Annotated in this window: 23 protein-coding genes and 1 other RNA gene; 12 read left to right on the top strand and 12 right to left on the bottom strand. The window is 63.0% G+C overall.

Going from position 1 to position 24,537, the window contains the following annotated elements; all coding sequences use genetic code 11:
- Window positions 1–5: 5 nt before the first annotated feature.
- Window positions 6–188 carry a hypothetical protein gene (locus DQW91_RS05315; protein ID WP_112662568.1) on the top strand — a complete coding sequence of 61 codons (183 nt, stop codon included), beginning with the start codon at window positions 6–8 and terminating at the stop codon, window positions 186–188.
- Window positions 189–371: 183 nt separating this feature from the next.
- On the opposite strand, the gene DQW91_RS05310 is transcribed toward DQW91_RS05315, so the two are convergent.
- The 4 genes from DQW91_RS05310 to DQW91_RS05295 all read right to left on the bottom strand — a co-directional run bounded on the left by DQW91_RS05310 (window position 372) and on the right by DQW91_RS05295 (window position 7,092).
- Window positions 372–1,301: a 50S ribosomal protein L11 methyltransferase gene (locus tag DQW91_RS05310; protein WP_112662567.1), complete on the bottom strand. Its 930-nt coding sequence runs from the start codon at window positions 1,299–1,301 to the stop codon at window positions 372–374.
- Window positions 1,302–1,346: 45 nt separating this feature from the next.
- Entirely contained in the window at window positions 1,347–2,615 is a 1,269-nt protein-coding gene (locus DQW91_RS05305) for an SAM-dependent methyltransferase (protein ID WP_112662566.1), read from the bottom strand.
- Between the two features lie 72 nt (window positions 2,616–2,687).
- Entirely contained in the window at window positions 2,688–4,541 is a 1,854-nt protein-coding gene (locus DQW91_RS05300; protein WP_112662565.1) for an Ig-like domain-containing protein, read from the bottom strand.
- A gap of 169 nt (window positions 4,542–4,710) precedes the next feature.
- Window positions 4,711–7,092 (bottom strand): ATP-dependent helicase, encoded by a 2,382-nt coding sequence (locus DQW91_RS05295; RefSeq protein WP_112662564.1) that lies wholly within the window; start codon window positions 7,090–7,092, stop codon window positions 4,711–4,713.
- A gap of 151 nt (window positions 7,093–7,243) precedes the next feature.
- Here DQW91_RS05295 and DQW91_RS05290 point away from each other — a divergent pair, with 151 nt between their 5' ends.
- Window positions 7,244–7,519 (top strand): hypothetical protein, encoded by a 276-nt coding sequence (locus DQW91_RS05290; RefSeq protein ID WP_112662563.1) that lies wholly within the window; start codon window positions 7,244–7,246, stop codon window positions 7,517–7,519.
- On the opposite strand, the gene DQW91_RS05285 is transcribed toward DQW91_RS05290, so the two are convergent.
- Both DQW91_RS05285 and DQW91_RS05280 read right to left on the bottom strand, forming a co-directional pair.
- Window positions 7,516–8,319 carry a prephenate dehydrogenase/arogenate dehydrogenase family protein gene (locus DQW91_RS05285; RefSeq protein ID WP_157961346.1) on the bottom strand — a complete coding sequence of 268 codons (804 nt, stop codon included), beginning with the start codon at window positions 8,317–8,319 and terminating at the stop codon, window positions 7,516–7,518. The genes DQW91_RS05290 and DQW91_RS05285 overlap by 4 nt on opposite strands.
- Before the next feature lie 206 nt (window positions 8,320–8,525).
- Window positions 8,526–9,071: a thioesterase family protein gene (locus DQW91_RS05280; protein ID WP_112662561.1), complete on the bottom strand. Its 546-nt coding sequence runs from the start codon at window positions 9,069–9,071 to the stop codon at window positions 8,526–8,528.
- Window positions 9,072–9,252: 181 nt separating this feature from the next.
- Between DQW91_RS05280 and DQW91_RS05275 the strand changes: the two genes are divergently transcribed.
- The gene (locus tag DQW91_RS05275) at window positions 9,253–10,668 is read left to right on the top strand and encodes an FAD-binding oxidoreductase (RefSeq protein WP_112662560.1); all 1,416 of its coding nucleotides are present in this window, start codon (window positions 9,253–9,255) and stop codon (window positions 10,666–10,668) included.
- A gap of 81 nt (window positions 10,669–10,749) precedes the next feature.
- The gene (locus DQW91_RS05270) at window positions 10,750–14,277 is read left to right on the top strand and encodes an AsmA family protein (RefSeq protein WP_112662559.1); all 3,528 of its coding nucleotides are present in this window, start codon (window positions 10,750–10,752) and stop codon (window positions 14,275–14,277) included.
- Here DQW91_RS05270 and DQW91_RS05265 read toward each other — a convergent pair.
- The 5 genes from DQW91_RS05265 to ssrA all read right to left on the bottom strand — a co-directional run bounded on the left by DQW91_RS05265 (window position 14,237) and on the right by ssrA (window position 17,330).
- Window positions 14,237–14,491 (bottom strand): ribbon-helix-helix domain-containing protein, encoded by a 255-nt coding sequence (locus DQW91_RS05265; RefSeq protein WP_112662558.1) that lies wholly within the window; start codon window positions 14,489–14,491, stop codon window positions 14,237–14,239. The genes DQW91_RS05270 and DQW91_RS05265 overlap by 41 nt on opposite strands.
- Window positions 14,488–14,676: a DUF4169 family protein gene (locus DQW91_RS05260; protein ID WP_112662557.1), complete on the bottom strand. Its 189-nt coding sequence runs from the start codon at window positions 14,674–14,676 to the stop codon at window positions 14,488–14,490. Before DQW91_RS05260 ends, DQW91_RS05265 begins: the two co-directional genes overlap by 4 nt.
- A gap of 12 nt (window positions 14,677–14,688) precedes the next feature.
- On the bottom strand, window positions 14,689–16,080 hold the full coding sequence (fumC, locus tag DQW91_RS05255; protein ID WP_112662556.1) for a class II fumarate hydratase: 1,392 nt from the start codon (window positions 16,078–16,080) through the stop codon (window positions 14,689–14,691).
- Between the two features lie 252 nt (window positions 16,081–16,332).
- A complete protein-coding gene (locus DQW91_RS05250; RefSeq protein WP_112662555.1) occupies window positions 16,333–16,950 on the bottom strand; it encodes an SspB family protein in 618 nt (205 codons plus the stop codon).
- A 23-nt stretch (window positions 16,951–16,973) separates the two neighbouring features.
- Window positions 16,974–17,330, bottom strand: a transfer-messenger RNA (tmRNA) gene (ssrA, locus tag DQW91_RS05245).
- An 80-nt stretch (window positions 17,331–17,410) separates the two neighbouring features.
- Between ssrA and DQW91_RS05240 the strand changes: the two genes are divergently transcribed.
- The 8 genes from DQW91_RS05240 to DQW91_RS05205 all read left to right on the top strand — a co-directional run bounded on the left by DQW91_RS05240 (window position 17,411) and on the right by DQW91_RS05205 (window position 23,554).
- The gene (locus tag DQW91_RS05240) at window positions 17,411–18,205 is read left to right on the top strand and encodes a thymidylate synthase (protein ID WP_112662554.1); all 795 of its coding nucleotides are present in this window, start codon (window positions 17,411–17,413) and stop codon (window positions 18,203–18,205) included.
- 7 nt (window positions 18,206–18,212) lie between these two features.
- Window positions 18,213–18,530 (top strand): DUF2293 domain-containing protein, encoded by a 318-nt coding sequence (locus DQW91_RS05235; RefSeq protein ID WP_112662553.1) that lies wholly within the window; start codon window positions 18,213–18,215, stop codon window positions 18,528–18,530.
- A gap of 19 nt (window positions 18,531–18,549) precedes the next feature.
- The gene (locus DQW91_RS05230) at window positions 18,550–19,029 is read left to right on the top strand and encodes a GNAT family N-acetyltransferase (RefSeq protein ID WP_112662552.1); all 480 of its coding nucleotides are present in this window, start codon (window positions 18,550–18,552) and stop codon (window positions 19,027–19,029) included.
- Window positions 19,026–19,553, top strand: a complete 528-nt coding sequence (locus DQW91_RS05225; protein WP_112662551.1) for a dihydrofolate reductase — start codon at window positions 19,026–19,028, stop codon at window positions 19,551–19,553. The genes DQW91_RS05230 and DQW91_RS05225 overlap by 4 nt, the downstream gene beginning before the upstream one ends.
- Before the next feature lie 119 nt (window positions 19,554–19,672).
- A complete protein-coding gene (hflK, locus tag DQW91_RS05220) occupies window positions 19,673–20,821 on the top strand; it encodes an FtsH protease activity modulator HflK (protein ID WP_112662550.1) in 1,149 nt (382 codons plus the stop codon).
- Complete coding sequence (gene hflC / locus DQW91_RS05215) at window positions 20,818–21,732, top strand: protease modulator HflC (RefSeq protein WP_112662549.1); 915 nt, start codon at window positions 20,818–20,820, stop codon at window positions 21,730–21,732. The genes hflK and hflC overlap by 4 nt, the downstream gene beginning before the upstream one ends.
- Window positions 21,733–21,749: 17 nt before the next feature.
- Entirely contained in the window at window positions 21,750–21,941 is a 192-nt protein-coding gene (locus tag DQW91_RS05210; RefSeq protein WP_112662548.1) for a DUF2065 domain-containing protein, read from the top strand.
- Window positions 21,942–22,054: 113 nt separating this feature from the next.
- Entirely contained in the window at window positions 22,055–23,554 is a 1,500-nt protein-coding gene (locus tag DQW91_RS05205; protein WP_112662547.1) for a DegQ family serine endoprotease, read from the top strand.
- A gap of 70 nt (window positions 23,555–23,624) precedes the next feature.
- On the opposite strand, the gene serB is transcribed toward DQW91_RS05205, so the two are convergent.
- Window positions 23,625–24,518, bottom strand: coding sequence for a phosphoserine phosphatase SerB (gene serB, locus DQW91_RS05200; protein WP_112662546.1), 894 nt, complete (start codon window positions 24,516–24,518; stop codon window positions 23,625–23,627).
- Window positions 24,519–24,537 lie beyond the last annotated feature (19 nt).

The raw sequence follows: 24,537 nt of genomic DNA, 5'->3' as shown, positions 1-24,537 counted from the left end.
GTCCCATGTCTAGCAGTGTTCTTAACCCCTCCTGGGCCGGCAGTGCGGTTCTTTCGGTGGGTGTCGTTCTTCTCGCAAAGCGCCTCGTGGACGCAATGATCGCGAGCCGCTCGAGGAGCGTCGCTCTCGAACTGAGCCGCCATCAGAGCCTGATTTCCGAGCTCGCCATCCGCCGCTACGGAATGTAACGCCCCCGAGAATCTTCCCTGTGTCATTGGTGACCGGGCATTCGCCTATCCGCCCGGTCGAGCTGAAAGGAGCGAACCATGTTGATCGCCGTGATCATGAAGGCCGTGCGCGACGTTGTCGTCGAAGCCTTCGAACTGCGCCGCGAGCTTGCGAAGCGCTATCCCTTCGCCGAGCAGGAATAATCAGTGATAATATCGGCGGGGCTGCTGCGCGGCCCCGCCATGCTTCATGACGAGGGCGACCCAGCCTTCGAGATCGTAGCGGCGTTGCAGATGCCAGCCTTCCGCCGCGTATGACGAGAGAATCCCCGGCACGTCCTTCACCAGAAGCCCAGACAGGATCAGCGTGCCGTCGTGCGAGGCTACGCGCGAGAGCGACGGCGCAAGCATGCGCAAGGGCTTTGCCAGAATGTTGGCGAAGACCAGGTCGAAATGCCCCGGCCTGTCGGCCATCGCATTCCTGACGCCGGGCCCGACATAAAGCTTCAGCCAGGGCGAGATGCCGTTGAGTCTCGCGTTCTCGCGCGCGACGCGCACCGCTTCCGGGTCGATATCCCCAGCGACGACGGGGCGCTTGAGCGCCTTTGCCGCGGCGAAAGCGAGAATGCCGGTTCCGGTGCCGACATCGAGAACGTTGCGCGGCGTGCGCAGCTTCAATTCATCCGCAAAAGCATCGAGGCAGCTCTTGGTGGTGCCGTGATGACCCGTGCCGAAGGCGAGCGCGGCTTCGATCTCGATGGAAAGATCGTTCGGGCGGCGCTGGTCGCGGTCATGCGAGCCATGCACGAAGATGCGGCCCGCGCGGACAGGCTTCAGCCCTTCCAGCGACGCCTTTACCCAATCCTGCTGCTCGAGGGGCTCAAAGACGCCCTTGTCGGCCTCGTCGCCGACGATGGGCCGCAGGAGATCGCGCACGGCCTTCTCGTCGGGCTCGCGGGCGAAATAGGCCTCCAGCAGCCACGGGCCGTCGTCCTCGATCTCGAAAGCGGCCACGGCCGTCTCGGCGGGGTCGAAAATCTCGCCGATCAGCTCCGTCATGGCGCGCGCGGAGCGCTCGTCCGTGGAGATCCGGAAGACATGGGTCGGGCGGTTGGGGTGCAGTCCTTCAAGCATGAAAACCGCTTACCACCGCTTTGCGCCGCCGTCACCCTTTACGGATCATGCCGGGACGGGCTCGGCAGGCTTGAGGGTAGAGAGCTTTTTCTGCTCGAGCTTTTTGTATTCCCGCTGCAGGTCGGTGATGTAATCCCGCACGATCGGGGCGGCGTCTCGTTTGCGGGAGAGCTGCATGTGGAAGACGAGCTGGCTGCCGGTCCGGAACATCATCTCCGCGCTGATGAGGTAGAACTCCCACATGCGGCAGAAGCGTTCGTCGTACATTTCGGCTACCTTGGCGCGGTTGGCCTCGAACCGCTCGTGCCAGTGGCGCAGGGTTTCCGCGTAGTGCAGGCGCAGGAATTCGAGATCCGTCACCCACAGGCTGTTCTGCTCCACGACGGGAAACACCTCCGAGAGCGCGGGTGAGTACGCACCGGGGAAGATGTATTTGCGCAGCCACGGGCTTGCCGTTCCGGGCGGGCTCATGTGGCCGATGGAGTGCAGCAGCATCAGCCCGTCATCGCTCATGAGCGCGTTGATCTTGGCGAAGAACTCGCCGTAATGATGCACGCCCACATGCTCGAACATGCCGACGGAAACGATACGGTCGAACTTTTTGTCGAGTTTGCGATAGTCGAGCAGTTCGAAGCGCACGCGGTGTGAAAGCCCGGCCTTGCGCGCCTTCTCGTTGGAGAGCGCGTATTGCTCCTTGGAGAGCGTGACGCCGGTGACGTCCACATCCTCCATCGCGGCGAGGTAGAGCGCGAGATCGCCCCAGCCGCTGCCGATGTCGAGGATCTTCAATCCGGGTTTCAGCTGGAGCTTGGATGCGATGAGGCGCAGCTTGTTCTGCTGCGCTTCCTCCAGCGTGTCATTCTCACTCGTGAAGTAGGCGCAGGAATACTGCATGCCCTTGTCGAGGAAGAGCTTGTAGAAGTCGTTTCCGAGATCGTAGTGATGCGCCACGTTCGCCTGCGCCTTGCCGACCTTGTTCGCCTGCTGAAACCGCTTCAACCCGCGCGAGATGCTCCGCAGCACCTTCTGCAAAGGATAGGTGCCGAGGGCGATGCGGTTCATGGAAAACAGGGTCAGGAAGTCTTTGAGCGTCGAGCCGCTCTCGAAGCTCATGCGCCCGTCCATATAGGCTTCGCCCGCGTTCAGCTCCGGATTGAAAAAGAGCTTGTGATAGAGCGAGCGGTCGGTGAGCCGCATGGTGACGTCCGGGCCGGGAGCTGTTCCCCCGAAGACATGCACCTTGTTGTCCGCGTCGATCACCTTCAGCGAGCCGACGCGCACGAAGGACTTGAGCATGTGGGACAAGGGAAACATCGTGACCTCACGGTTGTTTTGCCGTGAGGTGATCGTTCCACAGTTGTGGGCGGGAAGCTAGAGGGGCTGAAGCTACATGACCATAAAGTCGGCTGCGGTCATTTTGAGCTTTTTCGCGAGTTTCGCGATCGGCACCTGAGAGGCAGGGCCGGAGCCGTCCTGGTCATAGAACAGAAATCCGGACTTCGGATCGTAGATTATTCGGTGATCCATCTCGCTCGCCTTGGCACCGCGAACGAATGCAGTGTCTTGCAATCTGCCGAGCCCGCCCAACCGATTGAAGATAGAAAAGTCCAGCTCGATAGTGTCATCCCGGACGGAGAAGTCCGTGATCCTGTCATAGGTTGATCGGCTTGGCCGGCTATCGAACACGAATATGTCCTTGCCGCTGCCGCCGCTCAATGTGTCGCTTCCAGGCCCGCCGTACAGCCTGTCCGCTCCCGCATCGCCAAAAAGCCGATCAGATCCGGCCTCTCCTTTGATGATATCCTTGCCGCTGCCGCCGCGCACAGTGTCATGACCGCCGCCACCGAAGAGACGATCATTTCCACCATTCCCCAGGATGGTTTGAGATAGCTCATTGCCCTTGAAGGTTGCTCCGTTGGATCTTTGAACGGAGATCGTTTCGACGGACACAGATCCCCCCAGGGTGTAGCTCTTGCCTTTTAATATGATTTGGTCCTGCCCTTCGCCGGGCTCTTCCACCACGATGTCATCTACATCGTCGACGACGTAGACGTCGTTACCTGCACCGCCGAAGAGATTGTCGTAGGATTCTCCGCCATCCAGAAAATCATTTCCATCGTAGCCAAAGATCAGATCGTCGAATGGCGTCCCTTGAAGATAGTCGTCACCGGATGTCCCTTCGATGCTGTCGTCTCCGATGACATAAGCTGTGAAGATGAAGGAGACTTCATGCGTGCCGTCTGAAATTATCGCAGAGAAAACGTCTTGGCCGGGCTCGTACTTGGACACGGAGCCCGAGCGATTGGCGATGTACGTGAAGCTGCCGTCAGCCTGGAAAGTCAGAGTTCCGTAAAGTCCGATGACGGCCTGTCCCGGCGGTAAACCGTTCACGCTGAGCACGGAAATCATATCGCCGTTCGGATCGTATGCACTGCCAGTGAGTATATTTCCCGAGCCGATTTGATCTTCGCCGATCGTGATGCCAGCCGGACGCACTTCCGGTGCTACGTCCAGACCACCGGTGAGAGTGAAGGATGTTTGCAAGCCTGGGATCGAAGAGAGATCGCCAGCCTCATAAACTGTTGTTTCCCCCGTCGTGTCGTGAACCAGAACCTTGGTGATCGTGAATGTTCCCGGCTTGTTATATTTCGAGAGAGGGAATGAGAGCATGAAGTTCTTGGAAGCTTCAAACGTGAGAGAGTCGAAACTCCTGTAAGCGTCCACTCTGAACGGCTTGTCGAAAAAGACCTCCACAGACGAGACACTCGTTTCTGCATCGGTTCCACGCGCGCTGAACGTAACGATCTGATCTTCCTGGGCGAGATCGATGAGCGCTGGCATGTCGATGTCTACGAGCGAGGGGGGAGTGTCGGGAAGCGTGCCCGTGATCTCAAATGTCGGCGTTCCTCCCGGTAGCGCCGCGAGTTCCGAAGAATTGTAATATCTATAATATGCGGTGTTACTGACGAGTGTGACGGATGTAACGGTGTAGGAGCCGGCCGACGTATACGGACTGATGATGGTTGCGATGGAAGGAGAGCCGTTGTCGAATGGACCGGAGATCCAAAGGTAGTCAGTCACCTGAGTTTTGCCGTCAATTTCGATGACGAGAGGTCTGTCGAAGTAGACCGCCGCATTCAGGATGTCGTCACTCCCCGTAAGGGCGAACTTCACCAATTGCGAAGAGCCGTTCAGATTGATTGAGGAGGGGCCAAACGAGCTCAAGAATGGCGTTGCCATGTCCAGGCCTTTTTCGAAAGAAGCGGGGAAGGGCGAAACGTTGAAGGGCGCAGGAGACGAGTTGATATCGAACGCAATTCAATCCCTGAAGACCTCTAAAGTGGTTTCAGTATATCGTTGCAAAAACGCTTTGCAACCTCTGCGCTAAACGGCTCTGCTGGCCGAATGCCTACCCCAGCGCCTCGACAAAACTGTCCAGCACCATCTTGCGTCCCGCCTTGTCGAATTCGACTGTCAGCTTGTTGCCGTCGATGGCGATGATGGTGCCGGGGCCGAACTTGTTGTGCAGGATGCGCCCCTCGACCTTGAAGGCCGAGCCGCCGGTGGACTTGGCGACGAGTTCGCCTTCGATCAGCATCGGCCCGCGCCGGTCGCCGGAGCGGCGGGCGGAATAGCCGCCGTCCTCGCCCCCGCCCGTGCGATGCGCCTGTGCGCGCTGCCAGCCGGGCGTCTGATAGGTCGAGCCGCTGAAAGTCGGCTTGCTGTCGAAGCGCGAGCCGCCGCCGTATCCGCCGCCATGCGAGAAGTTCGCGGGGGCTTCGACCACCTCCACATTGTGCTCGGGCAGATCGTCGATGAAGCGGCTGGGGACGGTGGAGTTCCACATGCCGTGGATGCGCCGGTTGGAGGCGAAATAGATCTTCGCATGGCGCTTCGCACGGGTGAGGCCAACATGCGCCAGGCGGCGTTCTTCCTCGAGGCCGGCGCGGCCGCTCTCATCGAGGGCGCGCTGGTTCGGGAACAGGCCTTCCTCCCAACCGGGAAGGAAAACCGTGTCGAATTCTAGCCCCTTCGCGGCGTGCAGCGTCATCAGGCTCACGCGCTCGGTGGTGTCGGTCTCGTTGGCTTCCATCACCAGAGAGACATGCTCGAGGAAGCTCTGGAGATCGGGGAACTCCTCCATCGAGCGCACGAGTTCCTTGAGGTTCTCGAGGCGTCCCGCGGCATCCGCCGAACGGTCCTTCTGCCACATCTCGGTATAGCCGGATTCATCCAGAACGATCTGCGCGACTTCAGACTGCGTCATGGTCTCCGAAAGCTTCGCCCAGCGGCCGAACGAGGTGAGAAGATCGCGCAAGGTGGCGCGTGGCTTTGGCTTCAGCTCGTCCGTCTCGATCATGAAGCGCGCGGCTTCCGTCAACGGCACGCGCGCAGCGCGGGCATGGTTGTGGAGAATCTGGATCGTGGCATCGCCGAGCCCGCGCTTTGGCACGTTGACGATGCGCTCGAAAGCGAGATCGTCGGCGGGCTGGTTGACGACGCGAAGATAGGCCAGCGCATCGCGGATTTCGGCGCGTTCGTAGAAGCGCGGGCCGCCGATCACGCGATAGGGCACGCCGAGAGTCACGAGCCGGTCTTCGATCTCGCGCATCTGCGCGGAGATGCGCACGAGAATCGCGACTTCCGACAAGGGATGGCGCTTGGCCTGCAGCGACTCGATTTCCTCACCGATCAAGCGCGCTTCGTCCTCGGAATCCCACGCGCCCGTCAGCGTCACCTTCTCGCCGGGTTCATCCTCCGTGCGCAGGGTCTTGCCGAGGCGATCCTTGTTCTTGGCGATGAGGCCCGAGGCGGCGGAAAGGATGTGGCCGGTGGAGCGGTAGTTGCGCTCCAGACGGATCACCACCGCGCCGGGAAAATCGTGCTCGAAGCGCAGGATGTTGTCGACTTCCGCGCCGCGCCAGCCATAGATCGACTGGTCGTCGTCGCCGACGCAGCAGATGTTCTTGCGCTTCTGGGCAAGAAGACGCAGCCAGAGATATTGCGCGACGTTGGTGTCCTGATACTCATCCACCAGCATGTAACGGAAACGGTTCTGGTACTGCTCCAGAATGTCCGGATGCTCGCGCCACAGGCGCAGGCATTCGAGCAGGAGGTCGCCGAAATCGGCGGCGTTGAGAACCTTCAGCCTGTCCTGATAGGCGGCATAGAGCTTGCCGCCCTTGCCGTTGGCGAATGCTCCCGCCTCACCGGCGGGCACCTGTTCGGGGCCAAGACCCCGGTTCTTCCAGCCGTCGATATAGGAGGCGAGCTGGCGGGCCGGCCAGCGCTTCTCGTCGATGTTCTCGACCTCGATCACCTGTTTCATCAGGCGAAGCTGGTCGTCCGTGCCGAGAATCGTGAAGTCCGAGCGCAGGCCCACCAGCTCCGCGTGGCGGCGCAGGATCTTGGTGCCGATGGAGTGGAAGGTGCCGAGCCATTGCATGCCCTCCGCGACAGGGCCGATCAGGCTGGAGACGCGCTCCTTCATCTCTCGCGCGGCCTTGTTGGTGAAGGTCACGGCGAGAATGTCGAAGGGGCGGGCCTTGCCGGTCGCGATCAGGTGGGCGATGCGGGTGGTCAGAACCCGGGTCTTGCCGGTTCCCGCGCCCGCAAGCACCAGCACGGGCCCTTCGGTCGCCTCCACGGCGGCACGCTGCTCGGGGTTGAGGCCCGAAAGATAGGGCGATTGCGGGGCGACCGTCGCACGGGCGCGCGCGCTCAAGGAGCCGGAGGCCGGCTCGTGGGCAAGGTCGCGATGCGGATCGGGGTTATCGTCAGGCTGATTCATCGGCGCGAACATGGATCAAAAGGCGAACGGCGTCGAGGCCGGAATGCAGGGGCGGGCTGCCGCAGGCGTGGGTAACTTCCGTGGGTAACCGCGTTGAAGGAGCGTGCTTTCGCTTCCATATAGGGATTGTTCGTTCGTAAAGGGATGTCCCATGCGTCTCGTGATGGCATTTCTCGTCCTCGTCAGCCTAGCCGCGCCCGCTCTCGCGCAAACGCAGCGTCTGCCGCGCAAGAGCTCGTCCGAACGCACGGTGGACGATATCAACCGCTCCATCATACAGGAGGAGCGATCCTTGCGGCGGCAGCAACAGCAGCAGATCGACAACAACCAGCTTCGCCAGCGGGTCGACCGGCAGCAGATGTTCACGAACCCGCCGCAACCGAACACCCTTCGCAGGTTTTGCCCGCCTGGATCGGTGGGTTGCTAGAAAGTGGTAACAGCCTGCGCCGCCTCACGAAGGCGACGCTTCACTTCGGCGGCGAAGGGGTTTTCCTCTGTGATCGCGCGGAAGATCTCGTCTGAATCGTCCCGCACCATCCCGACCATCCGCATCAGATGATCGAAGGTCGCCGTGGTGTGCTCGATCGCGGGCACGTCCATGGCCAGGACGATGCGGGAGAGAAGGTGCGTCAGGCCCTGCACGTAGGCCATCTCTTCGTCGTGCCGCTCGGGGGTCGTGGGAACGACGCGAAGGCCTAGCTTTTTCCTCAAGAACCGGGTGACGAGCCGCCCGCGCGGGCTGCCCGATGAGCAGACCGCGATGGTCAGCCCCTCGATCCCGTCTTTGCCGCTTCGCGGACCGAAGAGGGGATGGGTTCCCACAATCTCGGCATGGGCGGGCAGTTCCTCGGCCAGAATGGCAAGGGGCTTCGTCTTGATCGAGCAGACGTCGATCACGAGGCTGCCGATCTTGAGGTGCGGCGCGATCTTCCTCGCCACGTCCCGCAGGTCGCGAGGTGCGACGGCGAGGAGCACGATGTCCTTCTGCGCCGCCGTCGCGAGATCGGTGACGCGCACGCCCTGGCTCTTCTCGAGCACGCCGAGGTCACGGCGTGGATCGTGAATCGAAACATCGAAATGCCCCGCCAGATGCGCGATGCAGAATTCGCCGAAAGCCCCGACGCCGATCAGCCCGAGGCTCGGCCTGCGTTGCGGCGCGGGCGAGATGCTTTCCCGGCTTGGCCTCAGGGGCCTGCGGTCAGCGATTTCAAGAGATTGTTCCAACATGCGGTCCTCGGGGGCTGGCCGCCGCAAGGACATTTCGAAACAAGAAAGCCGCCTTGCGGCGGCATTGTTTCGACGAAAAAACCAATCGATCTCGTGCCGCGCCTCTATGGAGAGCGGCGGTAATACGAAAAGAACGTGGGTGAGGTCTTGGTCATGGCGGCGATCATCGCCAGTTTGAGCGCGTCGTCAAGGGTAAAAAGGCCGGATCAGTGCCGGGTACCCGTCGCGAGCATGGTTTCCTGAATTTCCGTCTTGGAGGGAATGCCCATTACCCGGCCCAAAGCCGGAGGGGTGGCAAGGCGCTTGTGGGCGGCCTTCATCACCGACAGGCTGTTCAGAATGTCCTCGGGGAAAAGCGCGACCTTGCGGCTTTCGAGGTCCACATGGAGGAAAAGAGCCTCGGAGGTCGCCGCGACCCAGCCTTCCTCGATGTGGCGGGCTTCCATGTAGAGGTGAAGGCGTTTCTCGTCGAAATCGATGAGCTGCAGGGTGACGCGGACCCGGTCGTGCATCGTCAGCTCGCGCTTGTAGAGCGTATGCACCTCGGCGACGAAGACGGAGGCCTTGCGTTCCTCCGCATATTCCTGGCCAAGGCCGATGGTGGAGAAGGCCTCCTCCACGGTCCTGTCGAACAGAACATGGTAGTAGGCCATGTTCATGTGGCCGTTGTAGTCGATCCAAGCGGGCTCGACCCGCATCGTGGAGGATACGAACGGGGCAAAGAAGAAGATTGGGGCTGCCCGTTCACTCATCGTCGGCGCTCTCCTTCCGCTCTTGCCCTCTCACTATGCAGCCTAAAACCGCTCGCGAACAATAGCACATTTTGTCAGCCATGCAGGATTGTCGGAACGCGTCTGCCATCGTGAGTGTTGCCAAGGCGGTTGTTTTGGTAGGTAACGGGTGAGAACATTCCCAGTTAGATCTGAAACATTCATGAACGCACCGCTCACATCCCCTCGCTCCCGGCCGCCCGAGGCGGCGCTGGCTTCCGTCACCGCCGCGTTGACCGAGCGCTACGGTGAGCGGGTCGCGACCTCCGCGGCCGTGCGCGAGCAGCACGGCCACACGCTGACATGGGTGAAGAACCAGCCACCGGATCTCGTGGTCTATCCCCGCACCACGGAGGAGGTGGCGAACATCGTGAAGCTCTGCGCCTCGCACAACGTCCCCGTCGTGCCTTTCGGCACGGGCACGTCCCTCGAGGGCCACATCAACGCGCCGTTCGGCGGCGTCTGCGTCGATGTGAGCCTCATGAAACAGATCGTCGCGGTGCATGAGGAAGATCTCGACTGCGTCGTCGAGGCGGGCGTCACCCGCAAGGAACTGAACGAATACCTGCGCGATCGCGGCCTGTTCTTCCCCATCGATCCCGGTGCGGATGCCTCTATCGGCGGCATGGTGTCCACGCGCGCCTCCGGCACCAATGCCGTCCGCTACGGCACGATGAAGGACGTCGTTCTCGCGCTGACGGTCGTTTTGCCCAACGGTGAAATCGTGAAAACCGCAAGCCGCGCCAGGAAGAGCTCGGCGGGCTACGATCTGACACACCTTTTCATCGGGGCCGAGGGCACGCTCGGCATCGTGACCGAGATCACGCTGAAGCTGAACGGCATTCCGGAGGCTATTTCAGCGGGCATCTGCCCGTTTCCCTCGGTCAAGGCCGCCTGCGATGCGGTGATCATCACCATTCAGTCAGGCATCCCGGTTGCCCGCATCGAACTACTCGACGAGGTGCAGGTGAAGGCGGTCAACGCCCATTCAAAGCTCGCCCTGCCGGAGAGTCCCTTGCTGCTGCTGGAATTCCACGGCTCGAACGCCGGGGTGAAGGAGCAGGCGGAAAGCTTCGGCGAAATCGCCGCCGAGTACGGCGGCGGGCCGTTCGAGTGGGCGACGAAGGCCGAGGACCGCAGCCGCCTGTGGCAGGCGCGGCACGATGCCTATTGGGCGGCCCGGGGCCTCAGGCCCGGCGCGCAGTCGGTCGCCACCGATGTATGCGTGCCGATTTCCCGGCTCGCCGAATGCGTCGATGAAACCAAGCAGGACATTCTGGAAAGCGGGCTCATTGCCCCCATCGTCGGCCATGTGGGCGACGGGAATTTCCATGTCCAGCCGCTCATCGACACGGACAATCCTGCTGAGATCGCCGCCTGCGAAGCCTTCATCGACCGGCTTGTCCGCCGTGCCCTTGCGATGGAAGGCACCTGCACGGGCGAGCACGGGGTGGGGCAGAAAAAGATGAAATACCTCGAAATCGAATACAGCCCCGAGGCGCTCGACCTGATGCGCGTCTTGAAGCGGGCGGTCGATCCGCACAACATCATGAACCCGGGCAAGATCGTTACGCTTTGACGGTGGACGGCGGGGCGGCCATGCTACCGTGATCTTTGCCCTTGAGCTAACCCTTTAGGGCAAAAAGGGAGAAAGCGCCTCTTGCGTGACATTCTGACCGTCGTCGCGTCCATCATCATTCTGGTCCTGGCGGCCGCCGTCGCGGCGCCGCCCTTGATGGATTGGGAGGGGCGGCGCGAGCTTATCGATCAGACGATTTCCCGCGCGTCCGGCATCGAGGCCCATACGGAGGGGCGGATCGCCGTCCGTCTCCTGCCGTCGCCGCGCCTGCGCGTCGACCGCCTGCGCCTCGGCTCAGGTGCCCCCGAAGCTCCCTCCCTGGTGGCCGATTACATCTGGGCCGAAGTGGAGCTGATGCCCCTCCTTCGCGGTGAGGTGCGGTTCACCGAAACCCGGATCGGGCGGGCGGATCTGCATATCCCCGTCGCCAAAGATGGCACCTTCGCGCCGCCTTACGTCTTTTCCGGCCTTCGCGGACGTGAACTGGCGGTCGAGAACCTGAAGATCTCGCAGCTGCTGGTGACGACCCAGCGCCCGGACACCGGACGCACCGACCAGATCTTTGCCGACAACGTCACGGTCGAGGGGCAAAAGCTTACCGGGCCCTGGCGGGTGGAGGGGACGACCCGGGGTATCCCGTTCCGCCTCGTGACGGCGGAACTCGGCGAGGACAAGACCGTCCAGGTGAAGCTCGCGGGCGGGGGAGACCATCATCCGCGCTTCGACATCGACGCAAAGCTGGCCCTCGGCGCGGACACGGCCTCTCTTGCCGCCGGCAAGGCGAAGATCCTTTTCGGCCCCCCGGCCCAGGTGGCGGCGGCGGGCATTCCGATCCCCATCATCCTTGAAACCGGCTTCAAGACGAAACAGGGCCGCATTGCTCTCGACAATACGAGCCTAGAGGCGGGGGAGGGCGGCGCGAGCCTGCGCATGATAGGGCAGGGCGAGATCCAGCTCAGCGATCCGCGCATCTCGCTCAAGCTCGAAGGGCGGCGGCTCGATGCGGACAGCTTCATCATTTCATCGAACGGGCGCGATTTCAAAAGCCGCATCGCGGCCTGGTCGTTGCCGGCCAACACCCTGCCCATCGATCTCGACCTCAAGCTCGACAGCATCGGCCTCGGGCAGGAGGACCTGTCGAGCGCGGTCCTGCGCGCGTCCCTCATCGGCGGGCAGGTGAAGCTGGAACGGTTCGAGTTCATGGCGCCGGGCGAGACCCGTGTAACGGTGCAGGGAGAAACCGATCTCTCGGGCCAGATCGGCCTTGAGGGGCGCGTCGCCATCACCTCTAACGTCTCCGACAGGCTCGCACGCTATCTCGAACGCATCGATATTCGCTCGCCGTTTCTAAAAGCTCTCGACGGGCGTCCCGTCGAGGTGGCGTCCGACATCTCTTTCGCGAGCCCGATCCTGTCCTTGAGCCGCATGCGCGTGAAGGCGGGTGACACGGTGCTTTCGGGCAATGTGCGCTTCGCCGCTCCGGAGGCGGGGCAGCGCGGCCGTCTTGAGGCTCAGCTGGCCCTTCAGGATCTCAACCTCGATCAGTTGCCGCAGCTGTCGAGCGTCTTCGACGCCACGCAGAATGTCGATGTCGGCTTCACTCTCGATGCGCGTAACGTGCGCGCCGGAAACCGCCCCGGCGCGGGGCGCATTTCCGCGCGCGTTCTCTCCGACGGCAAGGCGCTTGTGGTGGAGACGCTCGACATCGTCGATCTCGCCGGCGCCAATGCCCGCGTCAACGGGCGTATCGATCCCAATGGATCGGGCCGGATCGCCGGCAAGGTCACGGCCCAGCGCGCCGCGCCGCTGCTCGATATTCTCGGTAGCGTGTGGGTCGGCGGCATTTCGCAACTGACGCCTCCGTTCGTGCGCGAAGGCGACGTGAATCTCGATGTGGTGACGGAGCGCATTGCGCCTCCCGCCGGGTCCACGGCCTTCCACCTGCGCACGACGGCGCGAGGAACCGTCGCGGGCGGGCGCTTCGACGGCAAGGTCGAATCCGCCGACGGCAAGACCGAGAACCTCGATGTACTGCTCGCCACCGACAACACGGGGCTATGGCTCGGGCAGGGCGATGCGCCCTCGCTCAAGCGGCCTTCCAGCATCACCATGCGCGGTGCGCGCGTCGCATCGGGCCGTTTCAACGTCACGCTCTCCGGCGATGTCGGCGGCCTGACCGTCACGACGAAGCGCCCCTTCGCCTTGAGCGCGGCGGACGATGTGGTCGACAGTGGCGAGGTTGAAGTCCAGAGCGCGGATATCTTGCCCTTCCTACGCCTCATGGGTGACAGCAGCGGCATCGTTTCGCCCGTTCCGGCGAGTGGGCGGATGGTGTTGGGGCGCGAGCGCGATGCGACCCTGATCGACATTTCCGGCACCGTCGCCAGCGAGCCGGTTCAAGCGCGTCTCACGGCGCGCGCGCGCTCGGAAATCAATGGAGAGATCTCGCTTCAACGCCTCTCCCTGCCGTGGCTCGCGAACGTGTTGAGCCTCAACGCGGCGGGCGATCCCAACACGCTGTGGTCCACCGTCGGGTTTGGGCCAAGCGCGCGGCTGATGACCGGCGGGCAGGTCACCGTCAAGACGGCGACTCTCGATCTCGGGCGCGGCATCCAGGCCACGAAAGCCAGCTTCAACTTAAGCGCCATGCTCGATGGCATCGCGATCAACAATCTCGATGCCGGTCTGGGCGATGGCCGGCTGACCGGCTCGGCTTCGATCTCGCGACAGGGCGCGCTGGCCTCCATCGTGGGCGAAGGAGCTTTGCGCGATGTCTCGCTCCAGGCCTTTGCCGGAACGACGCCTCTCGAAGGGCGTCTGTCCGGTTCTTTGAAGTTTGGCACGTCGGCGCAGAACATCGCGGGGCTCGTCGCCAATCTCGGCGGCGCGGGCGATTGGCGCATCGCCAATCTGAAAATTCCCGGCGCCGATCCTACAGCCCTCGACCGCGCCTTGAAGCGTGCGCTTGCCGAGAGTGACCCGCTCGCTGCCGGCAGGGTCGATGCGATCCTCGGGGAAGAACTGAGCCGTGCTCCGCTCGCCGCCGCCTCAGTCACGACCTCCGCCGCGCTTGTCGGCGGCGTGCTTCGCCTCTCTCCGTTCGTTGTCGAGAGCCAGCGCGCGAACTGGCAGGGAGCCGTCACGTACGATTTCAGGACGATGACGTTCGATGCGCGCGGCGCGTTGACGGCAAAGGCTGCGCCACAGGGTTGGACAGGCGCTCCTCCTTCCACTGGATTGGCCTGGAAAGGAACACTCGGCGCGCCTGTGCGGGAGGTCGATTCCGGATCCTTCCGCAATGGATTGGCCGCCGTCGTGCTGAAGCGAGAACTCGAGAAGATCGAAGCCTTCGAGAAAGCGGCGGCGGAACGGCAGCGACAGCTTCAGCAGCAGGAAGCGGAGCGTCAACGCGCGAAAGCCGCAGCCGAGGAGGCCGCGCGTCAGGTAAAAGCGCGGGAAGATGCGGAGCGTGCGCAGCGCCAGCAGGAACAGCCTGCGGATGCGTCGCCGCCGCAGGCGGGGGGCTCATCGCCCTTCACCATGCCGGCCTTGACGCCGACAATCGATCTCAAGCCACCGCCGGTGGTGCGGGGTGCTCCTGGCGGCTGAGTTCGTCGCGCAAAACCTGCAGGATGAAAACGCGGATGGCGGAAGAGAGATTCTGCTCGCCGCGGCCCGCATCGATGCTTTGCACGAGTGCTTGAATGGAGAGAGAGCGCTTCTGCGCGATGCTGCGCAATTCTTCCCAGAACGGCTCTTCGAGAGAAACGCTCGTCCGGTGACCCGCGATGGAGAGGGAGCGTTTGACGACGCCGCTCGTCATGTCGGCGTCTCGTCGTCGCGCTTGTGCGCGTCGAGTTTCTTTTTGTCGAGGTCGCGCCGGGCTTGCGTCAGCTGGCGCTCCTCCTTTGTCCGCCCGAAGGCGATGCGGTTTTCAGCGGCGCGGGCCTCCTTGTCGGCCCGCGCCTTATGTTTGCGCGCCTGGCGCAGATTGATGATCTGTGCCACGGCTCTTTCCCGTTACGGGGCCAGCATGTCTTCCGGGCGAACGACGGCGTCGAACTGCTCCGCCGTCACCGCGCCGGACTTGACCGCCTCTTCCTTCAAGGTCGTGCCGTTCTTGTGAGCGGCCTTGGCGATGGCGGCGGCCTTGTCGTAGCCGATGGTCGGCGCAAGCGCCGTCACCAGCATCAGAGAACGCTGCATCAGGTCGGCGATGCGGTCCGTGTTCGGCTCGATGCCGACGACGCAATTGTCGGTGAAGCTCACCGCGCCGTCCGCAATGAGGCGGATCGACTGCAGCACGGCGTTGACGATCACCGGCTTGAACACGTTGAGCTCGAAATGGCCCTGGCTCGCGGCGAAGGTCACCGTCGCCTGATTGCCGAAGACCTGCGCGCAAAGCATCGTCAGCGCCTCGGCCTGGGTCGGGTTGACCTTGCCAGGCATGATCGACGAGCCGGGCTCGTTCTCGGGCAGCGAGATTTCGCCGAGGCCCGAGCGCGGGCCGGAGCCCATGAGGCGGATGTCGTTGGCGATCTTGAAGAGACCGGTTGCGATGCTCGCGAGCGCGCCCTGCGTGAAGACGAGAGCGTCATGCGAGGCAAGGGCCTCGAACTTGTTCGGCGCGGAGGTGAAGGGAAGGCCAGTCAGCTCCTTCGCTTTCTTGGCGAAGAGTTCCGCGAATTTCGGATGGGCGTTGAGGCCCGTGCCGACAGCCGTGCCGCCCTGCGCGAGGGCATAGATGCCCGGCAGCGTCGCTTCGATGCGGTCGATGCCGAGCTGGACCTGCGCCGCATAGCCGGAGAATTCCTGGCCGAGGGTGACCGGGGTCGCATCCTGCAGGTGCGTGCGGCCGATCTTCACGATGTCCTTGAAAGCCTCGGCCTTCGCGTTCAGCGCCTTCAAAAGGTGCTTGAGCGATGGAAGAAGGCGGTCGTTGATCTCACGCGCCACGGCAATGTGCATGGCGGTCGGGAACGAGTCGTTCGAGGACTGGCCGCGATTGACGTGATCGTTCGGGTGAACGGGCTTCTTGCCGCCGCGCTCGCCGCCCATGCGTTCGTTGGCGAGGTTCGAGAGCACCTCGTTCATGTTCATGTTCGACTGCGTGCCCGAGCCCGTCTGCCAGATCACCAGCGGGAACTCACCGTCGAACTTGCCCTGCACCACGTCGGCGGCAGCGGTTGCGATGGCGTCGGCAAGCTTGCCGTCCAGCTCACCAAGGTCCTTGTTGGCGAGGGCCGCGGCTTGCTTGACGATGGCAAGCGCGTGCACCAGCGGGATCGGCAGGCGCTCGCCGCCGATGCGGAAATTCTGGATCGAACGCTGCGTCTGCGCGCCCCAGAGCTTGTCGGAGGGGACTTCGATGGGGCCGAAGGTATCTGTTTCGATGCGGGTTGAGGACGACATCCTGACCTCTTTCGGTGGGGGATCGTGTTCTTATCTCAAACTTTCGCGCTCGCAACAGCGAAGGTCCGCATATTGTCATGGCAGCCATGCTCGACGCGCCGCAGTTGCGACAACTGCCCATGAGGCGGTCGGTCAAGCTCTTGGTTTCGTTGATGTTTTGAAGGGGCGGGAGAAACGGCGCCGCGCGGTATCGCCCGGGCGGCATTTCGTCTAATACGCCGTCCCTGGGCCCAACGCGGCGGACCGCCGAGTTCAGTTCTTCTTGCGGAACGCGTCGAGGCTGACGACTTCCGCGCCGTTGCCGTCGGACTTTTCGGACTTCGCGGGCTTTTCTTCGGTCTGGTCCGAAGCGGGAGCGGCGGCCTCCTTGGCCGACTCGTCCTTCTTCGCCACCGGGGTCGGCCCCTTTTTCGGCTGCTTCAGTTCAACGGGTTCGGAAGCCGCACCGCGAATGGGGGCAGGGGGAGGCGGCGCTTCAGCGGCATTGTCTTCTTCCTCCTCATCCTCGTCGCCCTCCTGATCGAACTTCAGGCCGAACTGGACGGAGGGGTCGAAGAAGCCGGTGAGCGCGTCGAAGGGAATCAGCAGGCGCTCGGGAACGCCCGAGAAGGACAGGCCGACTTCGAAGGTGGGCTCGGTGATGATCAGATCCCAGAACTGGTGCTGGAGGATAATCGTCATTTCTTGCGGATATTTTTCACGCAGGCGGTTCGAGAGGCGAACGCTGGGAAAATCCGTGCGGAAGGAAATGTAGAAATGATGCTCGCCGGGCAGGCCGTCCTTCGCCGCGTCGATGAGAACCCTGCGTACGACTCCTTTCAGCGCATCCTGCACCAGAAGGTCGTAGCGGATCAGGTCTTTACCGGCCATGAGCGAGCCCTTGAAGAGAAAGAAGTGGAGGCTTCTGTTGCCAGGTGCCTCCGAACCCCGCCTAACGGTGCTAACCGTTAGGACTTTGAGTCGGTATTAGGGACCGCTTACGCAGCCACTGCAACCGGAGCATAGTTGTCGTTGGCAACTATTGAATCGGCCCGATAACGGCGGAACCATGCCGAGCAAAAGTCTACCCTTTACGCCCTCGTCGATCCTATTTCGCCCCCGCCGAAACCCAAGCGACACTTGAGTTTTGGTGGAGGCGCCGGGTACCGCCCCCGGGTCCGATGGGTTTATTTCGATAGCCGTTTATCGCCATAGCCGGCCTTGCGACCGGCAAACCCAATATAAGAAAAGCGGAACCGATTTGAAAGACCGGGGGACAAGTTCGCCGGGGACGGAGCCCCCATTCTCAAATGCGCTTCCCGTTGCGATAAGGTGGAGACAGGAGCGACCCATGCAAGCCTATCAAGACCTGCTTCGCCGAATTCTCAAGGAAGGCGTCCGCAAGGACGACCGCACGGGAACCGGCACCATCTCGATTTTCGGCCATCAGATGCGCTTCGATCTGAGCGAGGGCTTTCCTCTCGTCACGACGAAGAAGCTGCATCTGCGGTCGATCGTCCACGAGTTGCTGTGGTTCCTGAAGGGTGACACGAACATCCGTTATCTGAAGGAAAACGGCGTCTCGATCTGGGACGAATGGGCGGATGAGAACGGTAATCTCGGTCCTGTCTACGGCAAGCAATGGCGGTCCTGGGCGAAGCCCGATGGCGGCACGGTCGATCAGATCCAGTGGGTGCTGAACGAGATTCGCCGCAATCCCGATTCGCGCCGCCTTATCGTCTCCGCGTGGAACCCGGCTGACCTCGACAAGATGGCGCTCGCGCCGTGCCACTGTCTGTTCCAGTTCTACGTGGCAGAGGGCAAGCTGTCGTGCCAGCTCTACCAGCGCTCGGCCGACGTCTTTCTCGGCGTGCCGTTCAACATCGCTTCCTATGCGCTCCTCACGCACATGATGGCGCAGGCGACAGGCCTTCAGCCCGGCGATTTCGTGCACTCGTTCGGTGATGCGCATCTTTACGTGAACCACCTCGAGCAGACGGAGCTGCAATTGTCCCGCGCGCCGCGCCCGCTGCCGAAGCTGCGGCTCAATCCGGATGTACGGTCCCTGTTCGACTTTAAATTCGAGGATATCGCCATCGAGGATTACGATCCTCATCCGGCCATCAAGGCGCCAGTGGCGGTCTGAGGGGCGGATGAACCGGCGTGAGGTCATCGAGAGCGCGGTCCGCATTCTCGCCCCGCGCATTCCCGATTTCGAGTTCGAGGCGGTGACGGACCACGCCCTGGGAAGCCGAGGGCTTCACAAGGCAACGCCGGAGACGGCGGCGTGGTTGTCGCTCGTCGCCTATATCCGCCACACCTTCACCGATTACGACAGCCTCCTCAATGAAGGCTATGACGTGGAGAGCGCCCGGTTCTTCGTGCTCGACGACATGAACGCGGTCCTCGAACGCTGGGGCTCGCCGCGTCGCGTCGAGGGGCAGGCGGACGAGGCTGGACAGAATCCTTGAGGGCGGTCAAATCACAGTCATGACCCTGACTATTCGCCCCGCCGAACCCCGCGACGCCGCCTTGGTTTTCGCCTTCATCCGAGAACTCGCGGAATATGAAAAGCTCGCCCATGAGGTCGACGCCACGCAGGACGACGTGGCGCAGGCGCTTTTCGGTGAAAATCCACGGGCCTTCGCGGAAATCGCGGAATGGGAGGGGGAGCCTGCGGGCTTCGCCCTCTGGTTCTACAATTTCTCGACCTTCCGGGGGCGGCACGGGCTTTATCTCGAAGACCTGTTCGTCCGGCCCGCCTTCCGTTCCAAGGGCGTCGGCAAGGCGCTGCTGCGGCACTTGGCGCAGCGCTGCCTGAGGGAAGGGCTCGCCCGCCTCGAATGGTGGGTGCTCGATTGGAATGAGCCTGCCTTGCGTTTCTACCGTTCCATCGGCGCGACGCCGATGGACGAGTGGACGGTGCAGCGCGTGACGGGCGACGCTCTGGAAAGGCTGGCGGGACAATGACGAGCCCCCTCGATATCGTCGTCGCAGTCGCCGATAACGGCGTGATTGGGCGCGATAACCAGCTTTTGTGGCGGCTGAAGACGGATCTCCGGCGCTTCCGCGAGCTCACAATGGCTAAGCCCATGATCATGGGCCGCAAGACTTTTGACTCCATCGGCAAGCCTCTGCCGGGCCGTGAGACCGTCGTGCTTACCCGCGATCCCGCCTTCACGGTGGAGGGGGTGCATGTGGCGCGCAGCTGGGACGAGGCGGTCGAAAAAGCCTCCGCCCTGGCGCAAAAAATGGGGGCTGACCGCGTTGCCGTGGTGGGCGGCAGCGAGATCTACGCCCTTGCTCTGCCGCATGTTCGGGCCATTTATCTGACCGAGGTTCACACCTCCCCGGAAGGGGATGCGGTCTTCCCCTCTTATGACCGTGCGGATTTTCGGGAGGTTGCCCGGAGCGAACACCCCAAGGGCGCGGATGACGAGCATGCGTTTACCTTCATCGACCTTGAGCGGCGCGCCCGGAACGGCCAAGGTTGACGAACGCCTCCGGAATCCCCACCTCGGAACCTTGACAGGCGGCGGATACACAACCCAAAACCGCCATTCATTCCTACGGCGGTTTCAGCCGGGCTTCTCATCAGGAGGAAAGGCACCCTATGCCTTGGAGTAACCAGAGCGGCGGCGGTGGTCCGTGGGGCCAGCGTGGCGGATCGGGAGGGGGCAAGAGCCCCTGGGGCTCGGGCCCGCAAGACAGCGGCACGCCCCCCGACCTTGAGGATATTCTGCGGCGCGGTCAGGACCGCCTGAAGGATTTCATCCCCGGCGGCTCCTTCGGCGGCGGCAAGGGCATCCTTCTCCTCGCGCTCGCCGTGGTCGGCGTCTGGCTGTTGACCGGATTCTACACGGTCCGTCCGAATGAGATCGGCATCAATATGCTGTTCGGCAAATATACCGGCAGTTCGGGCGAGGGCCTGCGCTACAACTGGCCGTACCCCATCGGTCAGGTGCGCAAGCCTGACGTGACCCGTCAGGAGCGGATCGAGGTCGGCTATGTCTCCGGCGCGGGAGGCCGCAACCGCGACATGCTTGAGGAAAGCCTCATGCTCACCGGCGACGAGAACATCATCGATATCGATTTCGACGTGGTGTGGCAGGTCAACCCGGCGCGGGCGCAGGATTTCGTCTTCAATCTTCAGAACCCCCAGGGCACCATCAAGGCCGTCGCGGAAAGCGTGATGCGTGAGGTGATCGGCCGCCGCACGATTCAGGGTATCCTGACGACCGAGCAGGCGAGCGTCGCGCAGGAGGTTCGCCAGATCACGCAGAGCAGCCTCGACGGCTACGGCGCGGGCGTTCTCATCAATGTCGTGCAGCTGCAGGCGGCCCAGCCTCCGGCGGATGTGCGTCAGGCCTTCTTCGACGTGAACGCCGCACAGCAGGACGCCGTGCGCGTGCAGAACGAGGCCGAGACCTTCGCGAGCCGTACCGTGCCGGAAGCGCGCGGCGAGGCGGCGCGCACCGTCCAGCAGGCCGAGGCCTACCGCGAGCAATCGGTTGCCGACGCCAGCGGCCAGGCGGCGCGCTTCAGCAAGGTTTATGAGGAATACCGCAAGGCTCCGAACATCATCCGCGAGCGCATTTTCCTCGAGACGATGGAGCGGGTCCTCGGAGAGGTGCCCAAGATCGTCATCGACCAGAACGGACAGGGCGTCCTGCCCTTCCTGCCTTTGAACGAATTGCAGCGCAGGGCCCCGGCGACGGGCTCCGCGGCCACTCAGCCGGCGCAACAGGGAGCGACGCGATGAACAACTCCGTGCTTCGCACAGGTATCCTTGCTTTGCTCGCGCTGGCGGCGGTGATTCTCTATGCCTCGGCCTTCACCGTGCAGCAGACGCAGTACGCCCTCGTCCTGCGCTTCGGCGCGGTGCAGTCCGACATTCGGGAGCCGGGCCTGAAGTTCAAGGTGCCGCTGATCGACACCGTGACCTATTTCGACAAGCGCGTTCTCGATCTCGACCTCCCAGTGCAGACGCTTCTGTCCGCCGACCGGCAGAACCTGGAGGTGGATGCGTTCACCCGCTACCGGATCACGGATCCGCTGAAGTTCTACCAGGCGGTCAACAACATCACCCTGGCCAATCAGCGGCTGACGAGCTTCACCAACGCCGTGATGCGCAACGTTCTGGCGAGCGCGTCGCGGGATGCGATCGTCCGCACGGATCGCGGAGAGTTGATGAACCGCATCCAGCACGATGTGAACAGGCAGGCGCAGAGCCTTGGCATCGAAATGGTCGATGTCCGCCTCACCCGCGTCAACCTGCCGGCGGCGAACAGCCAGGCCGTTTATCAGCGCATGCGCACCGAGCGCGAGCGCGAGGCGGCGGACCTGCGGGCCAACGGCCAGCAGCGGGCACAGGCGATCCGTGCCAAGGCCGAGCGCGACGCGACCGTCATCCGGGCTGACGCCAACCGTCAGGCGGAGGAATTGCGGGGACAGGGCGATGCGGATAAAAACCGAATCCTGGCAGCCGCCTTTGGCAAGGATCCGGACTTCTTCGCCTTCTATCGTTCGATGCAGGCGTATGAGGTCAGCCTCAAATCTGGAGATACTCGTCTCGTGCTGAGCCCGAACTCGGACTTCTTCCGATACTTCAACGATCCGATGGGCCGTTCAGGCGGCGCGTCCGCTGCTGCTCCGGCCAAGCCGGCTCAGTAAGCCCGTTCGAACGAAGCATGCTGGACCTTATTGCAGCCCTCGGCCTCGCTCTCGCGGTCGAGGGCATTTTGTTTGCAGCCTTCCCTGACGGCATGCGCAAGGCCATGTACGAGGCCGCCCACAGTCCGAGCGACCGTATGCGCCTCGTCGGGATCGCGTCGGCGCTTGCAGGCATCGCGATCATCTGGATCGTGCGGCAGTTCGGCTAGGATGGGATGCGAGAAGACAAGCCCGGCCGCCGCGCTTCCGCCGTAATCTGCGCTTGAATGACGGATCGGACCGACAATCTATTGTCCTATACCTCTCAGGAGAATAACCCTCGATGACCCAAGTCATGACAGCACTCGCGCCTCCCAAGGCTGCGTCGGGCAAGCGCACGGTGGGCCGTATTGCCGCCTCCTGCTTCGCCGTCGTCGCACTGGTGGCGACCGCGATGCCGATGCCGGTCCTGGCCCGCTCCGCACCTGAATCCTTCGCGGACCTCGCTGAGGAAGTGACAGGCGCGGTCGTCAACATCTCGGCGTCGACCACGGTCGAGACCAAGAACCGCACCCTGCCGCAGCTTCCGCCGGGCACGCCCTTCGAGGATCTTTTCGAGGAATTCTTCAATCGCCGTGGGCAGGGCGATGCACCGGCCCGGCCGCGCAGGTCGAATTCGTTGGGCTCGGGCTTCGTGATCGATCCTTCCGGCATCGTGGTCACGAACAACCATGTGATCGGCGACGCCAACGATATCAGCGTCATCTTTTCCGATGGCACCAAGCTCAAGGCCGAGATCATCGGTAAGGACTCCAAGGTCGATCTCGCGGTCCTGAAGGTGAAGACCGACAAGCCCCTGAAGGCGGTGAAGTTCGGCGATTCCGATGCCATTCGCCCGGGTGATTGGGTGATGGCCATCGGCAATCCGTTCGGCCTCGGCGGCACCGTGACGGCGGGCATCATTTCCGCGCGCGGCCGCAACATCGATTCCGGCCCCTATGACAACTACATCCAGACTGATGCGGCCATTAACAAGGGCAATTCCGGCGGCCCGCTGTTCAACATGAACGGCGAGGTCATCGGCATCAACACGGCGATCCTTTCGCCGACGGGCGGCTCGGTCGGCATCGGCTTCGCCGTTCCGGCGTCTTCGGCGGTTCCCGTCATCGAGCAATTGCGCCAGTTCGGCGAAACCCGTCGCGGCTGGCTCGGCGTGCGCATCCAGAGCGTCGACGATGCGACGGCTGAGGCCCTGAACCTCGGCTCGCCGCGCGGCGCCCTGATCGCCGGTATCGACGACAGCGGCCCGGCCAAGCCCGCCGGCCTCGATGTGGGCGACGTCATCGTCCGCTTTGACGGCAAGGAGGTGAAGGACTCGCGGGATCTGCCCCGCATTGTCTCCTCAACCCCGGTCGGCAAGGCCGTCGATGTCATCATCGTCCGCAAGGGCAAGGAAGAGACGAAGCGCGTGACCCTCGGCCGACTCGAGGATGGCGAGAAGCAGGCCAACGCGCAGCAGCCTTCCACCGAGACGCCGACGGTGACCCGTCAGGCCCTTGGCCTCAGCATGTCCTCGATCACGGACGAGGCGCGCCGCCGCTTCAACCTCAAGGACGATGCGAAGGGCGTCGTGATCACACGCGTCGATCCGAACTCCAGCGCCGCCGACAAGCGCATCCAGGCTGGCGAGTTGATCGTCGAAGTCGGTCAGGAGCCGGTTTCAAACCCCGCCGATGTGACCAAGCGCATCGACGCCTTGAAGAAGGAAGGCCGCAAGTCGGCGCTGCTTCTTGTGGCGAACGCACAAGGCGAGGTTCGCTTCGTGGCCCTGCCGCTGGAATAAACGTCAGCGAATGACAATAAAAAGGCGGCCTCCGGGCCGCCTTTTTTTGTTTATCGGTTCTCGTCGGCTCTCAGCCGCTAACGATGTCCTCAGCCCGGTATCCCTGAGCATAGATCAGCGCCGAAAGGTCTGCGTGCTCTATGCGTGCGTGGGCTGCCGCTGCGACGGCGGGCTTGGCGTGGAAGGCGACGCCGAGGCCGGCCTCTTCGAGCATGGCGAGGTCGTTGGCGCCATCGCCCGTCGCCAGCGTTTCATGGGCTTGCAGGCCGAGACGCTCCCGCAGTTCTCTCAGGGTCGCGAGCTTTGCTGCCTTGCCGAGGATCGGCTCGGCGACTTCACCGCTCAGGCGTTCGTCTTCCACGAGGAGCAGGTTGGAGCGGTGCTCGTTGAACCCGATCATGGCGGAGATCGGCCCCGTGAACAGGGTGAACCCGCCGGAGACGAGGCAGGTATAGCCTCCCTTGGCGCGGATCGTCTCGACAAGCGCACGGCCGCCGGGGGTGAGGGTGATGCGCTCACGGATGATCTCGTCCACGACGCCGACGGGTAAGTTTTTCAGAAGAGAAACCCGCTCCCGCAGGGCGGGCTCGAAGGCGATTTCACCGCGCATGGCGCGTTCGGTGATCTCCGAGACTTCGGCCTTGAGGCCGACGAAATCGGCGAGTTCGTCGATGCATTCCTGGCCGATCATGGTGGAATCCATGTCCGCCAGGAAAAGGCGCTTGCGCCGGTCGGCGAGGGGCTGGACGATCACGTCGATGGAAAGCCCCTTCAAGGCTGCGCGGATCGCGTGTTCCGCCGCTTTGGCCTCGCCGGAAAAGATTAGGTCGGCGGCGATGCCTCTTGCCAGAACGGAGTGTTCCGGCTCATGTCCAAGCGCGCGCGCGGCGGCGGCGATAACCTCGTCCGTGACGCCGGGATTGGACGGGTTTGCGACAAGGGTAGCAACGAGAGTGTGGGGCATCGCCATCGTGAGGACCGGA

Source organism: Microvirga flavescens (genome assembly GCF_003290125.1).
GTDB classification, from domain to species: Bacteria; Pseudomonadota; Alphaproteobacteria; order Rhizobiales; family Beijerinckiaceae; genus Microvirga; species Microvirga flavescens.
Note: the sequence above shows the minus strand (reverse complement) of the source record. Positions and strands in the feature narration are given on the sequence as shown.